Raw genomic sequence first — 15,346 nt, forward strand, 5'->3', positions numbered from 1 at the left:
CACTCACTCTAAAGTTTCTGTCAGAGGAGAGATGATGGACGAAACGTCGGAGCCGCCCACTGCGCGGTGCCCCGGGCCCAGCGTCCAGGACTACCTCGACCAGGACAGCCGCCCCGTTCCCCCCGCTCTGCGGTACGAGCGCAACGACCACCTGGGCAGCGAGGACATCGACCACGCCCGCTTCACGTCCCGCGAGTGGGCCGAGCGCGAGATGCGGCAGGTCTGGCGGCGCGTCTGGCAGTTCGCCTGCCTGGAGAGCGAGATCCCCGAGGTCGGCGACCACGAGGTCTACGAGATCGGCGACGACTCCCTCATCGTCGTCCGCACTGCCCCCGACGAGATCCGCGCCTACGTCAACGTCTGCCTGCACCGTGGACGCAAACTGCGCACGAGCGGCGGCAACGTCGGCGAGTTCCGCTGCTCCTTCCACGGCTTCGCCTGGAACCTCGACGGCACCATGCAGACCCCGCCCTGCGCCTGGGACTTCCCGCACGTCGCCCCGGAGAAGTTCTCCCTCCCCGAGGCGCAGGTGGCCACCTGGCGCGGTTTCGTCTTCATCAACATGGACCCGTACGCCGAGTCCTTCGACAGCTACCGCGGCACCTTCGACGACTACTACATCTGGCCGCTGGAGAACCGCTACAAGTCGCTGCACATCGGCAAGGTGCTGCCCTGCAACTGGAAGGTCGCGCAGGACGCGTTCATCGAGTCCTTCCATGTGATCGCCACCCACCCGCAGATGCTGCCGTGGCTCGCCGACGCCAACTCGCAGTACGACGTCATGGCGGACCAGCCGAACTGGAACCGGATGATCAACATCCAGGGCGCGCCCAGCCCGCACGTGGCGGACTCCGTCACGGAGCAGGACGTCCTGGAGACCTTCTACGACTCACGCGCGTTCTACGCCGCCGCCCAGGGCCGTGACCTGGTGATGCGGGAGGGCGAGGAACTGCCCGCGGTCCCGCCCGGGGGCACCGCCCGTCAGGTCCTCGCCGAGCGGATGCGCGTGCAACTGGCGGCCACCTCGACGCAGGACTTCTCGAAGACCCCGGACACCGAACTGCTGGACGCCATCAACTACTTGCTGTTCCCCAACTTCAACCCCTGGGGCGGCGCCAAGTCGAACATCATCTACCGGTTCCGGCCCAACGGCCTCGACCCCGACTCCTGCACCGCCGAGATCATCTTCATGTCGTCCCCGAAGCAGCCCGGCGAGTTCCCGCCCCCGGCGAAGATCCGCTGGGTGCCGGAGGACATGCTCTTCGCGGACATCCCCGAACTCGGTGTGCTCGGGCCCGTCTTCGACCAGGACTGCGAGAACCTGCCGTACGTCCAGCAGGGCCTGAAGGCGATGCGCAAGCCGGGCATCACCCTGGCCAACTACCAGGAGAGCCGCATCCGCCACTTCAACCGGACGCTCGACCGGTGGATGGACAAGTGACCCACCGGGTGGCCGTCGGTCCCCTGGGCGTCGAGCTCGAAGTCCGCGACGGCGAGGACCTGTTCACCGCCGCCCAGCGGCTCGGCTACCGCTGGCCCACCGTCTGCGGCGGCCAGGGCACCTGCCGTACGTGCTTCGTCCAGGTCGAGGAGGGCGCGGAGAACTGTTCCCCGGTGGGCCCGCTGGAACGCGAGGGCATCGAGGCCCTGCGCAGACCGCTGGACGGCCTGACCCGGCTCGCCTGCCGGCTCAGGGTCGAGGGCCCGGTGACCGTGACCAAGCGCGGCGTGCGCCGCCGAGTGCAGGAGTGAGGCCCCCATGTCCAAGCAAGTGATCCACCCGCTGACCGGCCAGGTGTACCGGCTCACCGAGGACGGACTGGTCGAGGTGACCGATCCCGGGACAGGGGCGCAGGGCGTCTTCGACTTCCAGGCCCGCTGGCAGTCGGGCGAACTGCGCCACGCCGACCTCCAGATGGCCGGCTGGGTCGGGCGTCTCGCCCAGCGGCGTACGCCTCCGCAGCCGGAGCAGTGATCCCGTGACACCACCTCGTACGACCCCGGTGGTCTGTCTCGTGCGCCGGCCCGAGGGGGAACCGCTCCCCACGGACTTCGCCGTCGAGGAACGCCCGCTGCCGCCCCTGGAGGAGGGGCAACTCCTTGTGCGCAACCTCTACATGAGCGTCGACCCGTCCATGCGCGGACGCCTGGAGAGCACCGAGAAGCACTACACGCACAACTTCACCCCCGGCTCGCCGCTCGACGGCCGTGCCCTCGGTGTCGTGGAGGAGAGCCGCTGTGCCTCGGTACCGCCGGGTACATACCTTCGCCATCAGCTGGGCTGGCGGGAGCGGGCCGTGCTGGACGCCGCGCACACCGACGGCGCCGGTCGCATCGACCCCGAACTCGCCCCGCTGTCCACCTGGTTGGGCCTGCTCGGCCAGACCGGGTTCACCGCGTACGTGGGCCTGACCCGCATCGCGCGGCTGCGCGCGGGCGACACCGTCCTCGTCTCGGCGGCGGCAGGCGCGGTCGGCACCGCCGCCGGACAGTTCGCGCGTCTGCTGGGCGCGGACCGCGTCGTCGGGACCGCCGGAGGGCCGGACAAGTGCGCCCTGCTGGTGCGGGAGTTCGGCTACGACGACGCCGCCGACTACCGTGCCGGGCCGGTGCGTGACGCGCTGGCCCGGCTGGCACCCGACGGCATCGACGTGTACTTCGACAACGTCGGCGGCGAACAGCTCGCCGCAGCGCTGCACGCGCTGCGCACCGGTGGCCGGGTCGCGCTGTGCGGCATGATGTCGCAGTTCGGCGGCGACCGACGGTCCGCCGACATCAACCAGTTGATCCAGGCGGTCCTCAAACGGCTGACGCTGCGCGGCTTCATCGTCCGCGACCACGACGACCTGCGACCGGAGTTCGAGCAGCGGGTCTCGGGCTGGCTCACCGAGGGCCGGATCACCGCGCGCGAGACGGTCGTGGACGGCCTGGAGAACGCCCCGGGGGCACTGCTGTCCCTGCTCGGCGGTGGCAACGTCGGCAAGATGCTGGTGCGGTTGGGTGACTGAAACGGCTGATGCGGCGCACCCCATCGGGTGCGCCGCATCAGCCGTTTCAGCGCATGGGCCGGGACTCGGCGACCGTATGGACCTCCAGCGAGACGCCCACCCGGGTCAGCCCGGCCGACGCCGCCCTGAACTCCTTGATGTGCGGGGTGCCGAAGTGCTCGTCGAGGGCCTGTTGAGAGACCCACCGCTCGTACACCCGGATGCGCCGCTCGTCGCCGGGGTCCGCCGTCATGGCGTAGTCGAGACAGCCGGGCTCCCGCTCGCGGGTCCGGTGCCCCAGTGCGACGAGATGGCCCAGCATCGCGTCGCGGTCGCCGGGCCCGTAGTCCATCCAGCCGGCGACGATGATTTCCTCAGCCACGGGAGTCACGGGTTTCCTTTCGCGGTCGTGACCGCGGGCCCGCCGCTGATGGGGAGACAGCGATGGGCCCGCGGCGTTTCAACTGCCGAGCGGCGCCGGGACACTGTCCACGGTGACCGTGCCCCGTTCGCCGTCGACGGTGATCACCATGCCGTCCCGCAGCCGTCGCGTGCCGCTCTCGACGGAGATCACGGCCGGGATGCCCAGCTCACGGCAGACCACCACGGCGTGGCTGTTGAGGGCGCCCACGTCCACGACGGCCGCACCGGCGACCAGGAACAGCGGTGTCCAGGCCGCGTCCGTGATCGGCGCGACCAGCACCTCGCCGGGCTCCAGCGCCTCGCACGAGGCGGGGTCGGTGACCACCCGCACTCTGCCGGTGTACGTGCCGTGGCTGCCGCCCACACCCCCGAGCACCTCGCCCTCGACGGCCGCCTGAGTCTGCTCCTCGGCTCGTCGCGGCCAGGAGTCGATCTCGGTCCGCGCGTCGTCGGCGACGAAGAACGGCGGCTCCAGCTCGTGCAGGCCCGCGTACTCCTCCAGCCGCCGCGCGATGACGGGGCCGAAGGACTCCGGGGCTGCGACGTAGTCGTCGAGTTCGGTGTCCAGCAGCATCATCACGTCCTCGGGCCGGGCGAAGAGCCCCGCCTCGACACCGCGGCGACCGAGTTCCCGTACGGCCATACGGATCTCGTTGACGACGGTGACGCAGTTCGCCTTGGTGCGCTCGCGGGCCGGGATCCACAGCTGGGAGGCGTGCATGCCGGCGTCGAACATCGGCCGCGTCTCCTCGGGCAGCGCGGCCCGGATCTCCCGCGCCGTCCGCTCGCGCCCCTCGGTCAGCCGCGTCCGGCGGGCGGCGGGGGAGTCGTCGTCGGGACTGTGCCGGATCCGGTCGACCAGGGCCAGCGCCTGGACGGGCGCCGTCTCCCAGGACAGGGCGTGGATGTCCCACTCGTTGGGGCCGCGGTCGCCGGACTCCGCCAGGAACTCCTCGAAGGAGTCCCGGAACGCCTTCACATCGCCGGTCGCGGTGGCGAGGGCCTGCTCCACCGCGGCCGGGCCCCGGTCGAACAGCGCACTCAGTTCGGCGGAGGCCGCCACCTGCCGGGACAGCGTCCACAGTCCGGTCGAGGGGGAGGCGGAGTCGACGTCGCCGAGACCGCCGATCAGGTCGAGCACGGCGCCGGGGCGGTCCACGCTCGCGCACAGCGGGCCGAGGATCGCCGGTCCGACGGACGCGGGCAGCGACGACTCGACGTGCCGCTGGAAGGTCGTCTCCACCTCGTCCAGCAACGACCTCGCGTACGCGACCAGTTCGGCGCCGGACAGCCGCGCCAGGCCGGGACGCGAGCGGCGCAGGGCGCGCAGCCGTTCCCGGTCTGCGTCGGCTTCCGGGAAGCCGGCCTGGCCGAGCATCCGCCCAAGCGTCCCACCCGCCTTGGCGGTCAGCTCTTCGTCCTGGTCGTCCGGGTGCGCCACGTAGACCGGCGTGTCGGAGCGCTGTCCGACGAAGGCCGTGTCGATCTGGTCCGCCGTCTGGCCCATACGGATCCCGAACAGCCGCATGTGCGACAGGTTCAGGTAGAAGTAGCCGCCGAACATCCCGACGAACGGCGGCCGGGGACCGGCCACCTCCTCCTCGCGGTAGATGCCGAATCCGACGAAGCCGTTGCGCCAGCCCTGCAGCCCGCGCCCCCACACCAGGGTCCAGCCCAGCGGGCTGGCCGGCTCCGGCAGGGTCTCGCCCGCGTTGGCGCGGGTGTAGTGCGGCAGCCGCTCACTGCGCTGCCAGTCCGTGATCCAGCTCTTCATGACCGAGGTCTCCCGCCGTCCGTGCCCGCCCCTGCCTGTCCGCCGCCTACCACTGCGCCGTGCCGCCGTCGACGCTGATCAGCGCACCGGTGATGCCCGCGCCCGCCTCGCTGGCGAGCAGCGAGGCGACCGCCGCGACCTGCTCCACGGTGGTGATCTGCTTGGTGGCGGCGTGCTCGGCGAACCGGCCCAGCCACTCCTCGTACGAGATGCCCTCGGCCTCCGCGGCGGCGGGACCCGCGGCCCGCATGAGGTCGGTGTCGACGGCGCCGGGGCAGATGGCGTTGCAGGTGATGCCCTGGGTGCCGTACTCGAAGGCGGTCGCCTTGGTCAGGCCGTGGATGGCGTGCTTGTTGGTGATGTAGTGGCTGATCGCGGGCTTGTTGGCCTGCTTGCCCTCCACCGACGAGATGTTGATGATGCGGCCCCAGCCGCCGTCCAGCATCTTCGGCAGCGCCCGGCGGGTGCCGTAGAAGTAGCCGTTGATGTTCAGGTTGAGGGCGTCGTGCCACGCCTCGTCGCTGAGCTGGTGGATCGGGGCGAAGCCGGAGCTGCCGCCCACGTTGTTGACCCAGATGTCCAGCCTGCCGAAGCGCTCGGCGGCGAAGTCGGCGAGGCCCTCGATGTCCTCCTGGCTGTTCGCGTCGCAGGGGTGGAAGACGGCCCGGTCCCCGGCGCCCATCTCCTCCAGGGCCTGCTTGCCCTTGATCTCGGATCGGCCGCTGACGACGACCGTCGCGCCGTCGGCCAGGAAGGCCTCGGCGATGGCGCGGCCGATGCTGCGCGTGCTGCCCGTGATCACCGCGACACGTCCGTCGAGGCTGCCCGTAGCCACCATGGTGTTCTCCCGCGAGTCTTGTTGGTTGCTCACCTGGCGGCTCTGGGGGCTGCTGTTTCCAGGTGCTGATGAATGGTGCGGTGCAGGTGCTGGAGTCCGGGCTCGTTGCGTCCGAAGACGAACTCGGTCCCGTCGAGGGCCTTGAGGCCCTGCTGGACTCCGTAGGTGGTCGCGTAGTCCTCGTCGCGCACCACCTCGTGGAACCACTCGCCGAACCGGTCGGCGGCCTGGCGTTCCTCGTCGGTGACCGCCGGGTCCCGCAGCAGGATGATCTGCTGGGTCACCGACTCGGTCGCCGTGCGGGGGAGAACCAGGGAGACCGCGATCTTCTGGCGCCAGCCGCCGGCGATCGCGAGGCCGGGGAAGAGCCAGTAGATGGGGCCGACACATTCCCCGGGGTCCCGCTGGTCCGGCGGCAGGTCGACCGCCTGCGCGATGGGGCGCAGGGCCGGTGCGATGCGCTGGTGGGGGCCCCAGGTGTCGTGGGCCATCATGTTGGAGAGGTTCGTCTCGAACACCGTCTTCGGGTGCAGCGAGGCGAAGTGGTACGTCTCCAGGTACCCGTCGAGGGTGACCTTCCAGTTGGGACTGGTCAGCGCGCTGGTGGAGTAGTGGTGGCACTCGGCGAGCCGCATGCCCTCCAGCAGGGGCTGAAGATCGCCCAGCCAGCCGTCCAGGTCGGGCTCGGCCGCCGGGTCCAGCGAGACGAAGACGATCCCCGCGCGCTCCCCGGCCGGGAGCCGGACGAGGCTGCGGCCCTCGCGCGGAACATCGCCGAAGGTCTTCTCGGCGTACACGCCCCGAAGCTCTCCGGCCAGGTCGTAGGACCAGGAGTGGTACGGGCAGGTGATCCGCTTCGACACCCCGCAGCCGGGTTCGAGGAGCTTGGCTCCCCGGTGCCGGCAGGCGTTGATCATCGCGTGCACGGTGCCCTGTCGGTCACGGGTGATCAGCACGGGGATGCCGAGCACGTCGATCGCCTTGTAGGTGTTCGGGCCGGGCAGCTCGCAGGACATGGCGAGCGGCAGCGGGACGCTCCGGTGGACGGCGTCCGTCTCACGCTGCCAGCGGTCGGCGTCGAGGTAGTTGGCGACGGGTTCCGTCCACTGGCCGTCCGCCTCGTGCGTGGTGTTGTCGCGGTAGCGCGCCATCACCCGCTCGACGAGCTGGGCCGCCTCCCGCCGCATCGTCTCGGACGCCGCGTCGGTGGACCGGTCCCGGCTGATCCACGACGCGTACTCGGGGGTGGCGGGGGCGGCGGGTGCCGGGACCGGCGACCTGCGCTCGGTGCCTGTTTCCCGAATCCCCGGCGAACTGGTCTGGACCACGATGTCCTCACAATCCTCCCAGCCGCGAGCCGGTGACCGGCTTCTGAATGCGACAGCTGGGTTGTGTCCGAAACGACAACAGGACTTAGTGTGCTCTGTCAATAGAAAGTGTCGAAGTTGGCGCTCGATGTCGTATGGGGGTGGGTGCGATGGGCATGACCCGGGCGTTCGAGGCGGGTGTGGTGGTGCGGGACCTGGAGCGGATGGAACGTTTCTACTGCGAGGTCATCGGCTGTCGCGCCGAGCGCCGCACACGCGTGCCGGACTCCGTCGGCGGCCCCGCCGGACTCGGCGGCGAGCTGACCGTGGCCTGGCTGCGGGTGCCCTCAGGGGGGTGCGTCAAGTTGATCCGTCCCCGGTCGGCGCCGGTTTCGGTGGATGTGGCGCCCTGGTCGGCCGGGCGTCCGGGGCTGTCGTATCTGACGTTCCATCTCGACGACATGGACCCGGTGTTGGCGGCGCTGTCGGCCGCGGGCGCCCGGCCCCTGTCGGACCCGGTCGTCGTCCTGGCGCGCGGCCGGCGGATCAGCTTCTGGGCGGATCCGGAGGGCAATGCCGTGGAGTTGGTGGACGGCCGGGGCGGCAACCCGGACCCGGGGCATAGTAATTAGAGACGCTGTTCAGTAAGGTGCCCTAAGCTGGTTACTGTAGACCAGCACAAGTAAGTCCGATTGCTTGGCAACCTCCCTCGGACGAAGGGGCGGACGATGGCTCCACGAGCGTCAACGACGTCGAAGAAATCCCCGCAGGTCAGCCCACCACTCGGCCCGGTCGGCCCGAAAGCCGTCAAGGACCTGCACGAGCGCATGGTGCGCATCCGGCTGTTCGAGACCGAGGCGGGAAAGCTCATGGAGGCCGGAAAACTCCCCGGCTTCCTGCACCTGTATGTCGGCCAGGAAGCCGTGGCCGCCGGCGTCATGGCGGCCCTGCGCGACGACGACCAGATCACCTCCACCCACCGCGGCCACGGACACGCCGTCGCCAAGGGCGTCGGTTTCCGCGAGATGTACGCCGAGCTGTACGGCCGGGTCACCGGCGCCTGCCTCGGCCGCGGCGGCAGCATGCACATCAACGACCTCAAGCGCGGCATGCTCGGCGCCAACGGCATCGTCGGGGCGGGCGTCCCCATCGCCGTGGGCGCTGCCTTCGCCGCCCGCTACAAGGGCGAGGACAGCGTCGCCGTGACCTTCTTCGGCGACGGCGCCACCAACATCGGCGCCTGGCACGAAGGCGCCAACATGGCGGCGATCCTGGGCCTGCCCGTCGTCTTCGTCTGCGAGAACAACGGCTACGCCGAGTTCACCCCGCAGTCCGGACACATGCTGCTCACCGACGTCGCCGACCGGGCCGCCGCCTACGGCATGCCCAGCGTCGTCGTCGACGGCATGGACGCGGTCGCCGTCCACCAGGCCGCCACCGAAGCCGTCGAACGGGCCCGGCGCGGCGAGGGCCCGATGATGATCGAGGCCAAGACCTACCGCTTCTTCGACCACCAGGGCGTCAAGGGCCTGCGGCACCCCTACCGCTCGGACGAGGAGGTCGCCGAGTGGAAGACCCGCGACCCCATCGACCTGATCGAGACCCGCGCGCTCGCCGACGGCACCGCGACCCGGGCGGAACTGGACGACGTATGGCAGCGCACGCGCGACGAGATCGCCGACGCCATCGCGTACGCCGAGGCGAGCCCGCCGCCCGACCCCGCCGACCTGCTGCTCAACGTCTACTCGGGATGACCGCCATGACCACGACCACCGAAGCGCAGGCCGTCGCCACGCGCAAACTCACCTACGTCAAGGCCTTCAACGAGGGACTCGCCCAGGCCATGCGCGAGGACGAGAACGTCTTCGTCGCCGGCGAGGACGTGGCCGGATACGGCGGCGTGTTCCGCATGTTCGACAACCTGCTCGACGAGTTCGGTCCCCGCCGCATGATCGACACCCCGATCTCCGAGGCCGCCCTGGTCGGCCTCGGCGTCGGAGCCGCCGCCCGGGGCCTGCGACCTGTCGTCGACCTGATGTTCATGGACTTCATCGGCGTCTGCCTCGACCAGATCGTCAACCAGGCGGCGAAGATGAAGTACATGTTCGGCGGCGGACTGTCCGTGCCGCTCACCATCACGACCGCCTCCGGCGCGGGCCTGGGCGCCGCCGCCCAGCACAGCCAGAGCCTGGAGGCCTGGCTGGCCCACGTGCCCGGCCTCAAGGTGGTGATGCCGAGCGACGCGTACACCGCCAAGGGCCTGACCGTGTCGGCGATCCGGGACGACAACCCGGTCGTCGTCATGCTCAACAAGGTCCTGCTGGGCAGCAGCGGCGAGGTGCCCGAGGAGATCTACGGCATCCCGCTGGGCCGGGCGCACACCGCGCGGCAGGGCTCCGACGTCACCGTGATCGCGCTGGGCCGCATGGTGGGGGAGGCCCTCGCGGCGGCCCAGGAACTCGCCGCCGAGGGTGTCGAGATCGAGGTGATCGACCCCCGCACCGTGCAACCCCTGGACACCGAGACGATGTTCGCCTCCGTCCGCCGCACCAACCGCGTTCTCGTGGTGCACGAGGCCGTCACCTTCGGCGGGCTCGGAGCGGAGATCGCCGCCCAGATCCAGGACGCCGTCTTCGACTACCTGGACGCGCCGGTCCTGCGCATCGGCGCCCCCTTCTCCCCGGTTCCCTTCTCCCCGGTCCTGGAGAAGGCGTACGTGCCCGATCGCGCCCGCATCGCCCAGGGCTGCCGGCGTCTGCTCGAAAGGTCGTGACGACGTGGCGGTCGAGGTTCTGCTGCCGAAGATCGGCCTGACCATGCAGGAAGGCACGATCGACGAATGGCTGGTGCCCACCGGCGCGGCCGTGGCCGAGGGCGACGCACTGCTGCGGCTGGCCACCGACAAGGTCGACGTGGACGTCGAGGCGGAGGCCGGGGGACTGTTCCACCCGGTGGCCCCGGCGGGGGCCACCCTGCCGGCCGGGGCGCTCATCGGCTGGCTGCTGGCCGAGGGCGAGCAGCCGCCGGAGACGGCGGGTGCGCCGACGCCCACCGGGTCCGGAGCCGGCGCGGGCACGGCCGCCGGGCCTGCCCTGGACGGCGGCGCTGCGGGTACGGGCGCCACACCCGACCTCAACGGCGACGGTGCCCCCGTGGCGCCCTCGGCCCACGGCACCGGTGGCCGGCTGCTGTCCTCACCGAACGCCCGGCGGGTCGCCCTGGCCGCCGACGTCGACCTCACCGCCGTACGGGGCACGGGGCCGGGCGGCCGGATCGTCTCCGAGGACGTGGAGGAGTTCCTCGCGGCCGTCCCCGACGGCAAGGCCGCCCCGGTCCCACAGGGCGGCACTCCCACCTCTCCGCTGGTCCGCAAGCTGGCGAAGGAACGGGACATCGACCTCTCCGAGGTGAACGGCACCGGGCCGGGCGGCCGGATCCGCCGGTCCGACCTCGACGCCGTCATATCGGCGCCCGCCCGCCGGAACACGGCGGCTCCGCGCGCCGGCGACGTCCTCCCGCTCACCGGGATGCGCGGCACCATCGCCCGCCGGATGCACGCCAGCCTCCAGGAGATGGCCCAGCTGACGCACGGCTACGAGGTGCGGATGGACGCCGTGGTGTCCCTGCGGGACCGGCTCAAGGACGAGTGGGCCGACAGCGAACTGCCGGTGCCCGGCCTCAACGACTTCCTGCTGAAGGCCGCTGCCCTGGCCCTGCGCGAGCATCCGCTGCTCAACGCGACGGTGCGGGAGGACGGCGTCCACCTGCTCGACGGCATCCACCTCGGCTTCGCGGTGGCCGTTCCCGGCGGCCTCATGGTCCCCGTGATCGAGGACGCGGTGGCGCTGCCGCTGCCCGACATCGCCCGCCGGTCCAAGGCCCTGGCCGAGGCCGCGCGCGAGGGGCGGATCTCCCCGGCCCAGCTGGAAGGGGCCACCTTCACCGTGACCTCGCTCGGCGGATACGGCGTCGACTTCTTCACTCCGGTGATCAACCCCGGCAATGTCGCGATCCTCGGGGTGGGCAGGCTCAGGGACGGCGTCGAATGGATGGACGACCGACCGCTGCGGACGCGGGTGCTCACCCTGAGCCTCACTTTCGACCACCGTGCCGTCGACGGGGCGCCGGCCGCCGAATACCTGCGCACCGTAGGTGAGTTGCTGAGCAAGCCCCTGCGTCTGCTGGTGTGAACCGAGATCCGGCGAGCTACGAGGACTGGGTGTCCGGGTCGGCGATGCGCTCCGCGAGCTCGCCGACCTCGCGGACGAAGGAGCGGTGCCCCAGCGACCGGTAGACGTCGTCGCCCCGGACCTGCGAGATCGCCGCGGTCTCCAGCAGGGCCAGCAGGCCCAGGCCGATCACCGCCGCCTCGGCGTCGGAGACGGACGCGCGGGCTTTCCGGATCAGCCGCACCAGCTCCTCCAGCAACTCCGTACGGCTCTGCTGGCGCAGTGCCTCCGCGTCCTGGCTCATACCGGCCGACGCCACGAAGAACACGGTGGCGGCGGACCGGTGTTCGCCCATCCAGGCCAGCAGCGTGGTGATGGACGCTCCGATGGCCGAGCCGGGCTCGTGGGCTCGCGTGATCGCCTGCAACTGCTCGCGCAGCGCGCCGGTGAACGCCCGCATGGCCTCCGCCAGGACCTGGTCCTTGGAGGAGAAGTGGTAGTACACCGCCGCGGAGGTCATCTCGGCACGGGCGGCGATGTCGGCCACCGTCACCTCGTCCGGCGACTGCGTGGCGAACAACTCCGTGGCCGCCTCGATCACCCACTGCTTGCGCGAGGGGCGATGAGCGGCGCGGGTTCCGGATGTCGTCATACTGTCAAGTATGCCGGGGTCCCGGTGCCCCAGAGTCCAACATGCAGCAGGAATTACGCGGACGGACGGTCGGAGTTACTGGATACACTGATCAGTACGCAGGGCCCACGGACACGGGGTTCACGCCAGTCGGCAGGAGCATGATGGCCACCACGAAGAACGGCAAGCAGCCCGCCCACCGGCCCTCTCGGCGGCAGCACATCATCACCGCCGCCGTGCGCGTGTTCGGCCGCAACGGTTTCGCGGAGACCAGCATCCAGGACATCGCCGACGAGGCCCAGGTGGTCCCCACGGCCGTCTACTACCACTTCGACGGCAAGGAGGAACTGCTCGAACTCGCCATGCGCCGGGTCTTCGACCAGCTCAACGCGGTCGTGGAGGTGGCCCGGCCGGAGTCCGAGCCGGGTGACGCCGAGGGCCTGGTCCGCGTCATCGACGCCGTGTGGGAGTGGGTCGAGCAGAACCCGGACGAGGCCCGGCTCTACCAGGTCCAGATGGCCTCCGCCAACGGCAGCGTCAAGGTGCTGCGGGACGAGTTCGAGCAGCGGCACATCCAGCGTGGCTACGACTATCTGCCCGAGGGCACCACACGCAGCCCCCGGGCGGCGAAGGCCCGGCACGCGGCACAGGCGCTCGCGGTCCGCACACTGATCAGTACGACCATGCTGGTCACCGCGCTGCGCGCGGAGGGGGGACCGCTGTCCGAGCTGCCCTCCCGGTCCGTGCTGGAGGCGGTCAGGGAACTGGCGCTGCGCATCGTCGCCGCCGAGCAGCCGCCGACTCGGCCGACGCCGTCGATGAAGCCGGCCACGTCACGGGCCTGAGGGGGTCACCAGGGCAGCGGTCGGCGGTCGGCGAACAGCCCGCCCGTCGTCGCGTCGCCCTCGGGAAGGGTCGCCAGCCAGACCGGGGTGTCCGCACCCTCCTCCGGCCCGCGCGGGGCGGACGGGCCGCCCATTCCGCTGCGGGTCCAGCCGGGGTCGGCGGCGTTGACCAGGACCCCTGTCCCGGCCAGCTCGGCCGCGAGCATCCGGGTCAGCGCGTTGAGCGCCGTCTTGGAGATCCGGTAGGCGGGGTGCCGGCCGGAGTCCATCAGCGACAGCGAACCGTACGAGCTGGTGACGTTCACGACCCGGCCGTAACCGGCTTCCGCCATGCCCGGGACGACGGCCTCCGCCACACGCCAGGCACCGGTGAGGTTCGTGTCCAGGGTCGCGCGCAGGATGTCCTCGTCGACGTACGGGGGCCGCAGTTCCCCGTCCAGGGACACTCCCGCGTTGTTCACGAGGACATCGATCCCGCCGGTCAGCTCCCGTGCCTCCCGGACCGCTTCCCCGACGCTCGTCGCGGAGGTCACGTCCAGGGCCAGTGGCAGTGCCGCCGGGCCGATGGCACGGCACGCTTCCTCGGCCGCCTTCCGTTGTCGCGCCCCGACCAGGACCCGCAGTCCCCGGTCCGAGAGCTGTCGGCCGATCTCCAGGCCGATGCCGCGTGCCCCGCCGGTCACCAGTGCCGTTCTGCTGCCTTGCCGCATGACCTGCCCGCCGCCTCTCACACTGTCAGGACCGAGCAGGCGCTGATCCCGGGCGCCCCGTACACATGGGTGAAACCCACCCGGGGCGTGCCCGGCACCTGCACACCCGGCGCCCTTCCCTGCAACTGCCGTACGACCTCGTGGAACTGGCGCAGCCCGGAGGCGCCGACGGGCTCCCCGCCGGCCAGACAGCCGCCGTCGGTGTTGACCGGTATCCGGCCCGTGGGATCGGTGGCCCCGGCAGCCAGCAGCTCCTCCTGCTCGCCGTGGCCGCACAGCCCGGTCTCCGCCAGGTGGATCAGCTCCGAGCCGCTGTCGGTGTCCTGCAACTGGGCGACCTGGACGTCGGCGGGCTCCACCCCCGCCGTGCGGAAGGCCGCCTCGGCGGCGTCGACGCTGGGGCTGTGGTGCGGTCCCGGCGGCAGCCAGGGCGAGAACACCTCGAACGAACCGAACCGCCGGGTCCGGAAGACCGACGACGCCAGCCTGACCGGCCGTTCGCACAGGTCGAACGCGCGGTCGCCGCGTGCGAGGACCAGGGCCGCAGCGCCCTGCCCGGGCGAACAGAACATGTACTGGGTGAGCGGGGGACTGACCTCGGCGGAGTCCAGGATCTCCTGCTCCGTCAGCGGCTTGCGCCGCCAGGCCAGGGGGTGGTGCGAGCCGTTGCGGAAGGCCCGTGCCGCCACCATCGCCAGTGCGCGGTGCGAGATCCCGTGTTCGTACAGGTACCGCTGCGTCTTCAGCGCGAAGAACTGGGTCGTGAGCATCATGCCGGTCTCGGCGTACCAGTCGCCCAGGCCGTAGCGGGCCGCGGAGACGTGGAACGCGCCCCGCTCGTGCTTGTCGAAGCCCACCGCAACACCCAGCGAGGCCTCGCCCGCGCGCAGTGCGTTGGCCACCGAGAGCACGGTGGAGGCACCGGTCGCGCAGCCGTTCTGCACGTTGACGAACGGCACACCGGTCAGACCCAGCCGGCCCACCAGCGTGTCGGGCTTGCCGGACACGTCGGAGCCGCCGGCCGCGTAGCCGATGTGCTCCCAGCCGACACCGGCGTCGGCGAGCGCCTCGCGCACCGCACGCTCGGCCATGTCCATTCCGGTGACGCTCTCGTCGCGGCCGAAGGGGTGCATGCCGCATCCGACCACGTACACCTCGTCGCGCCGGCTCATCGCTCCCCCTCCCGCTCCGGCCGGAACTCCTCGGGCCGGAACGCGAAGGTCACCACGTCGGTCCCGTCCTCGTCCCGGTAGGCGGGCACCGTGGTCAGCCGGACCGGCAGACCGATCCGGATCTCGGCGCGGGGCACAGCCAGCAGCGACTCGACCAGGACCTCGCCGAGGTCCACATAGCCCACGTGGTACGGCCGGTGGCCGTCGGGCGGAGTCCGGTACGGCGGTTTCGGCGGGAACACCTGGAGCGTCCACGACCACACGTGCCCGCTCACCGGCAGTGCCCGCGCGGACATCGCTCCGCCCGAGCACCGGGGACACGAGTCCTGCCGGGGGAAGACGACGGTGCCGCATGCGGTGCAGCGGGCGCCCGCGAGACGCGGTGGGTCTGCGCCGTCGAACTCCGAGCGCTCCAGGTTCTCCCGGTTCCCGTCCTCGAACAGCGACTCGTCGATGAGCCTGGTGGTCATGTTCCGTCCCTCCTTCCTGC

The 15,346-nt window shown here is 71.1% G+C and carries 17 protein-coding genes; 9 read left to right on the plus strand and 8 right to left on the minus strand.

Annotated elements, in window-relative coordinates:
* Positions 1-34: 34 nt before the first annotated feature.
* The 4 genes from OG595_RS41875 to OG595_RS41890 are packed head-to-tail and all read left to right on the plus strand — an operon-like array spanning position 35 to position 3,008.
* Complete coding sequence (locus OG595_RS41875) at positions 35-1,441, plus strand: aromatic ring-hydroxylating oxygenase subunit alpha (RefSeq protein WP_329281568.1); 1,407 nt, start codon at positions 35-37, stop codon at positions 1,439-1,441.
* Positions 1,426-1,752, plus strand: a complete 327-nt coding sequence (locus OG595_RS41880; protein ID WP_329281570.1) for a 2Fe-2S iron-sulfur cluster-binding protein — start codon at positions 1,426-1,428, stop codon at positions 1,750-1,752. The genes OG595_RS41875 and OG595_RS41880 overlap by 16 nt, the downstream gene beginning before the upstream one ends.
* 7 nt (positions 1,753-1,759) lie before the next feature.
* Entirely contained in the window at positions 1,760-1,975 is a 216-nt protein-coding gene (locus tag OG595_RS41885; protein ID WP_329281571.1) for a transposase, read from the plus strand.
* A gap of 4 nt (positions 1,976-1,979) precedes the next feature.
* Positions 1,980-3,008 carry an NADP-dependent oxidoreductase gene (locus OG595_RS41890; protein WP_329281573.1) on the plus strand — a complete coding sequence of 343 codons (1,029 nt, stop codon included), beginning with the start codon at positions 1,980-1,982 and terminating at the stop codon, positions 3,006-3,008.
* 46 nt (positions 3,009-3,054) lie between these two features.
* Here OG595_RS41890 and OG595_RS41895 read toward each other — a convergent pair whose 3' ends face one another.
* The 4 genes from OG595_RS41895 to OG595_RS41910 form a co-directional block, all read right to left on the minus strand.
* Positions 3,055-3,369 carry a putative quinol monooxygenase gene (locus OG595_RS41895; protein WP_329281576.1) on the minus strand — a complete coding sequence of 105 codons (315 nt, stop codon included), beginning with the start codon at positions 3,367-3,369 and terminating at the stop codon, positions 3,055-3,057.
* 78 nt (positions 3,370-3,447) lie between these two features.
* A complete protein-coding gene (locus OG595_RS41900) occupies positions 3,448-5,184 on the minus strand; it encodes a PEP-utilizing enzyme (RefSeq protein WP_329281578.1) in 1,737 nt (578 codons plus the stop codon).
* A 46-nt stretch (positions 5,185-5,230) separates the two neighbouring features.
* Positions 5,231-6,055, minus strand: a complete 825-nt coding sequence (locus OG595_RS41905) for an SDR family NAD(P)-dependent oxidoreductase (protein WP_329281580.1) — start codon at positions 6,053-6,055, stop codon at positions 5,231-5,233.
* Positions 6,052-7,350 carry an aromatic ring-hydroxylating oxygenase subunit alpha gene (locus tag OG595_RS41910; protein ID WP_329281582.1) on the minus strand — a complete coding sequence of 433 codons (1,299 nt, stop codon included), beginning with the start codon at positions 7,348-7,350 and terminating at the stop codon, positions 6,052-6,054. Before OG595_RS41910 ends, OG595_RS41905 begins: the two co-directional genes overlap by 4 nt.
* A gap of 149 nt (positions 7,351-7,499) precedes the next feature.
* Here OG595_RS41910 and OG595_RS41915 point away from each other — a divergent pair, with 149 nt between their 5' ends.
* The 4 genes from OG595_RS41915 (at position 7,500) to OG595_RS41930 (ending at position 11,519) form a co-directional block, all read left to right on the plus strand.
* Positions 7,500-7,961: a VOC family protein gene (locus OG595_RS41915; protein ID WP_329281584.1), complete on the plus strand. Its 462-nt coding sequence runs from the start codon at positions 7,500-7,502 to the stop codon at positions 7,959-7,961.
* A gap of 96 nt (positions 7,962-8,057) precedes the next feature.
* Entirely contained in the window at positions 8,058-9,083 is a 1,026-nt protein-coding gene (locus OG595_RS41920) for a thiamine pyrophosphate-dependent dehydrogenase E1 component subunit alpha (protein WP_329281586.1), read from the plus strand.
* A gap of 5 nt (positions 9,084-9,088) precedes the next feature.
* Positions 9,089-10,102 carry an alpha-ketoacid dehydrogenase subunit beta gene (locus OG595_RS41925; protein ID WP_329281588.1) on the plus strand — a complete coding sequence of 338 codons (1,014 nt, stop codon included), beginning with the start codon at positions 9,089-9,091 and terminating at the stop codon, positions 10,100-10,102.
* 4 nt (positions 10,103-10,106) lie between these two features.
* Positions 10,107-11,519 (plus strand): 2-oxo acid dehydrogenase subunit E2, encoded by a 1,413-nt coding sequence (locus OG595_RS41930; protein WP_329281590.1) that lies wholly within the window; start codon positions 10,107-10,109, stop codon positions 11,517-11,519.
* A gap of 16 nt (positions 11,520-11,535) precedes the next feature.
* On the opposite strand, the gene OG595_RS41935 is transcribed toward OG595_RS41930, so the two are convergent.
* Positions 11,536-12,150, minus strand: a complete 615-nt coding sequence (locus OG595_RS41935; RefSeq protein WP_329281591.1) for a TetR/AcrR family transcriptional regulator — start codon at positions 12,148-12,150, stop codon at positions 11,536-11,538.
* A 143-nt stretch (positions 12,151-12,293) separates the two neighbouring features.
* On the opposite strand from OG595_RS41935, the gene OG595_RS41940 reads away from it, so the two are divergent.
* A complete protein-coding gene (locus tag OG595_RS41940; protein ID WP_329281593.1) occupies positions 12,294-12,974 on the plus strand; it encodes a TetR/AcrR family transcriptional regulator in 681 nt (226 codons plus the stop codon).
* A 5-nt stretch (positions 12,975-12,979) separates the two neighbouring features.
* On the opposite strand, the gene OG595_RS41945 is transcribed toward OG595_RS41940, so the two are convergent.
* From OG595_RS41945 to OG595_RS41955, 3 genes are read right to left on the minus strand one after another with little or no spacing between them, the layout of a single operon-like run.
* Entirely contained in the window at positions 12,980-13,684 is a 705-nt protein-coding gene (locus OG595_RS41945) for an SDR family NAD(P)-dependent oxidoreductase (RefSeq protein WP_329281595.1), read from the minus strand.
* A 17-nt stretch (positions 13,685-13,701) separates the two neighbouring features.
* Positions 13,702-14,856 (minus strand): thiolase family protein, encoded by a 1,155-nt coding sequence (locus OG595_RS41950; RefSeq protein ID WP_329281597.1) that lies wholly within the window; start codon positions 14,854-14,856, stop codon positions 13,702-13,704.
* Entirely contained in the window at positions 14,853-15,326 is a 474-nt protein-coding gene (locus OG595_RS41955) for a Zn-ribbon domain-containing OB-fold protein (RefSeq protein WP_329281599.1), read from the minus strand. Before OG595_RS41955 ends, OG595_RS41950 begins: the two co-directional genes overlap by 4 nt.
* Positions 15,327-15,346: the final 20 nt, after the last annotated feature.

It is taken from the genome of Streptomyces sp. NBC_01451 (assembly GCF_036227485.1).
GTDB lineage: Bacteria > Actinomycetota > Actinomycetes > Streptomycetales > Streptomycetaceae > Streptomyces.

Bases quoted from the DNA above. Each gene is read 5' to 3' on its own strand.
- OG595_RS41940 (WP_329281593.1), top strand. From the start codon at position 12,294: ATGGCCACCACGAAGAACGGCAAGCAGCCCGCCCACCGGCCCTCTCGG.
- OG595_RS41920 (WP_329281586.1), top strand. From the start codon at position 8,058: ATGGCTCCACGAGCGTCAACGACGTCGAAGAAATCCCCGCAGGTCAGC.
- OG595_RS41955 (WP_329281599.1), bottom strand. From the start codon at position 15,326: ATGACCACCAGGCTCATCGACGAGTCGCTGTTCGAGGACGGGAACCGG.
- OG595_RS41900 (WP_329281578.1), bottom strand. From the start codon at position 5,184: ATGAAGAGCTGGATCACGGACTGGCAGCGCAGTGAGCGGCTGCCGCAC.
- OG595_RS41875 (WP_329281568.1), top strand. From the start codon at position 35: ATGGACGAAACGTCGGAGCCGCCCACTGCGCGGTGCCCCGGGCCCAGC.
- OG595_RS41925 (WP_329281588.1), top strand. From the start codon at position 9,089: ATGACCACGACCACCGAAGCGCAGGCCGTCGCCACGCGCAAACTCACC.
- OG595_RS41950 (WP_329281597.1), bottom strand. From the start codon at position 14,856: ATGAGCCGGCGCGACGAGGTGTACGTGGTCGGATGCGGCATGCACCCC.
- OG595_RS41915 (WP_329281584.1), top strand. From the start codon at position 7,500: ATGGGCATGACCCGGGCGTTCGAGGCGGGTGTGGTGGTGCGGGACCTG.
- OG595_RS41885 (WP_329281571.1), top strand. From the start codon at position 1,760: ATGTCCAAGCAAGTGATCCACCCGCTGACCGGCCAGGTGTACCGGCTC.
- OG595_RS41945 (WP_329281595.1), bottom strand. From the start codon at position 13,684: ATGCGGCAAGGCAGCAGAACGGCACTGGTGACCGGCGGGGCACGCGGC.
- OG595_RS41935 (WP_329281591.1), bottom strand. From the start codon at position 12,150: ATGACGACATCCGGAACCCGCGCCGCTCATCGCCCCTCGCGCAAGCAG.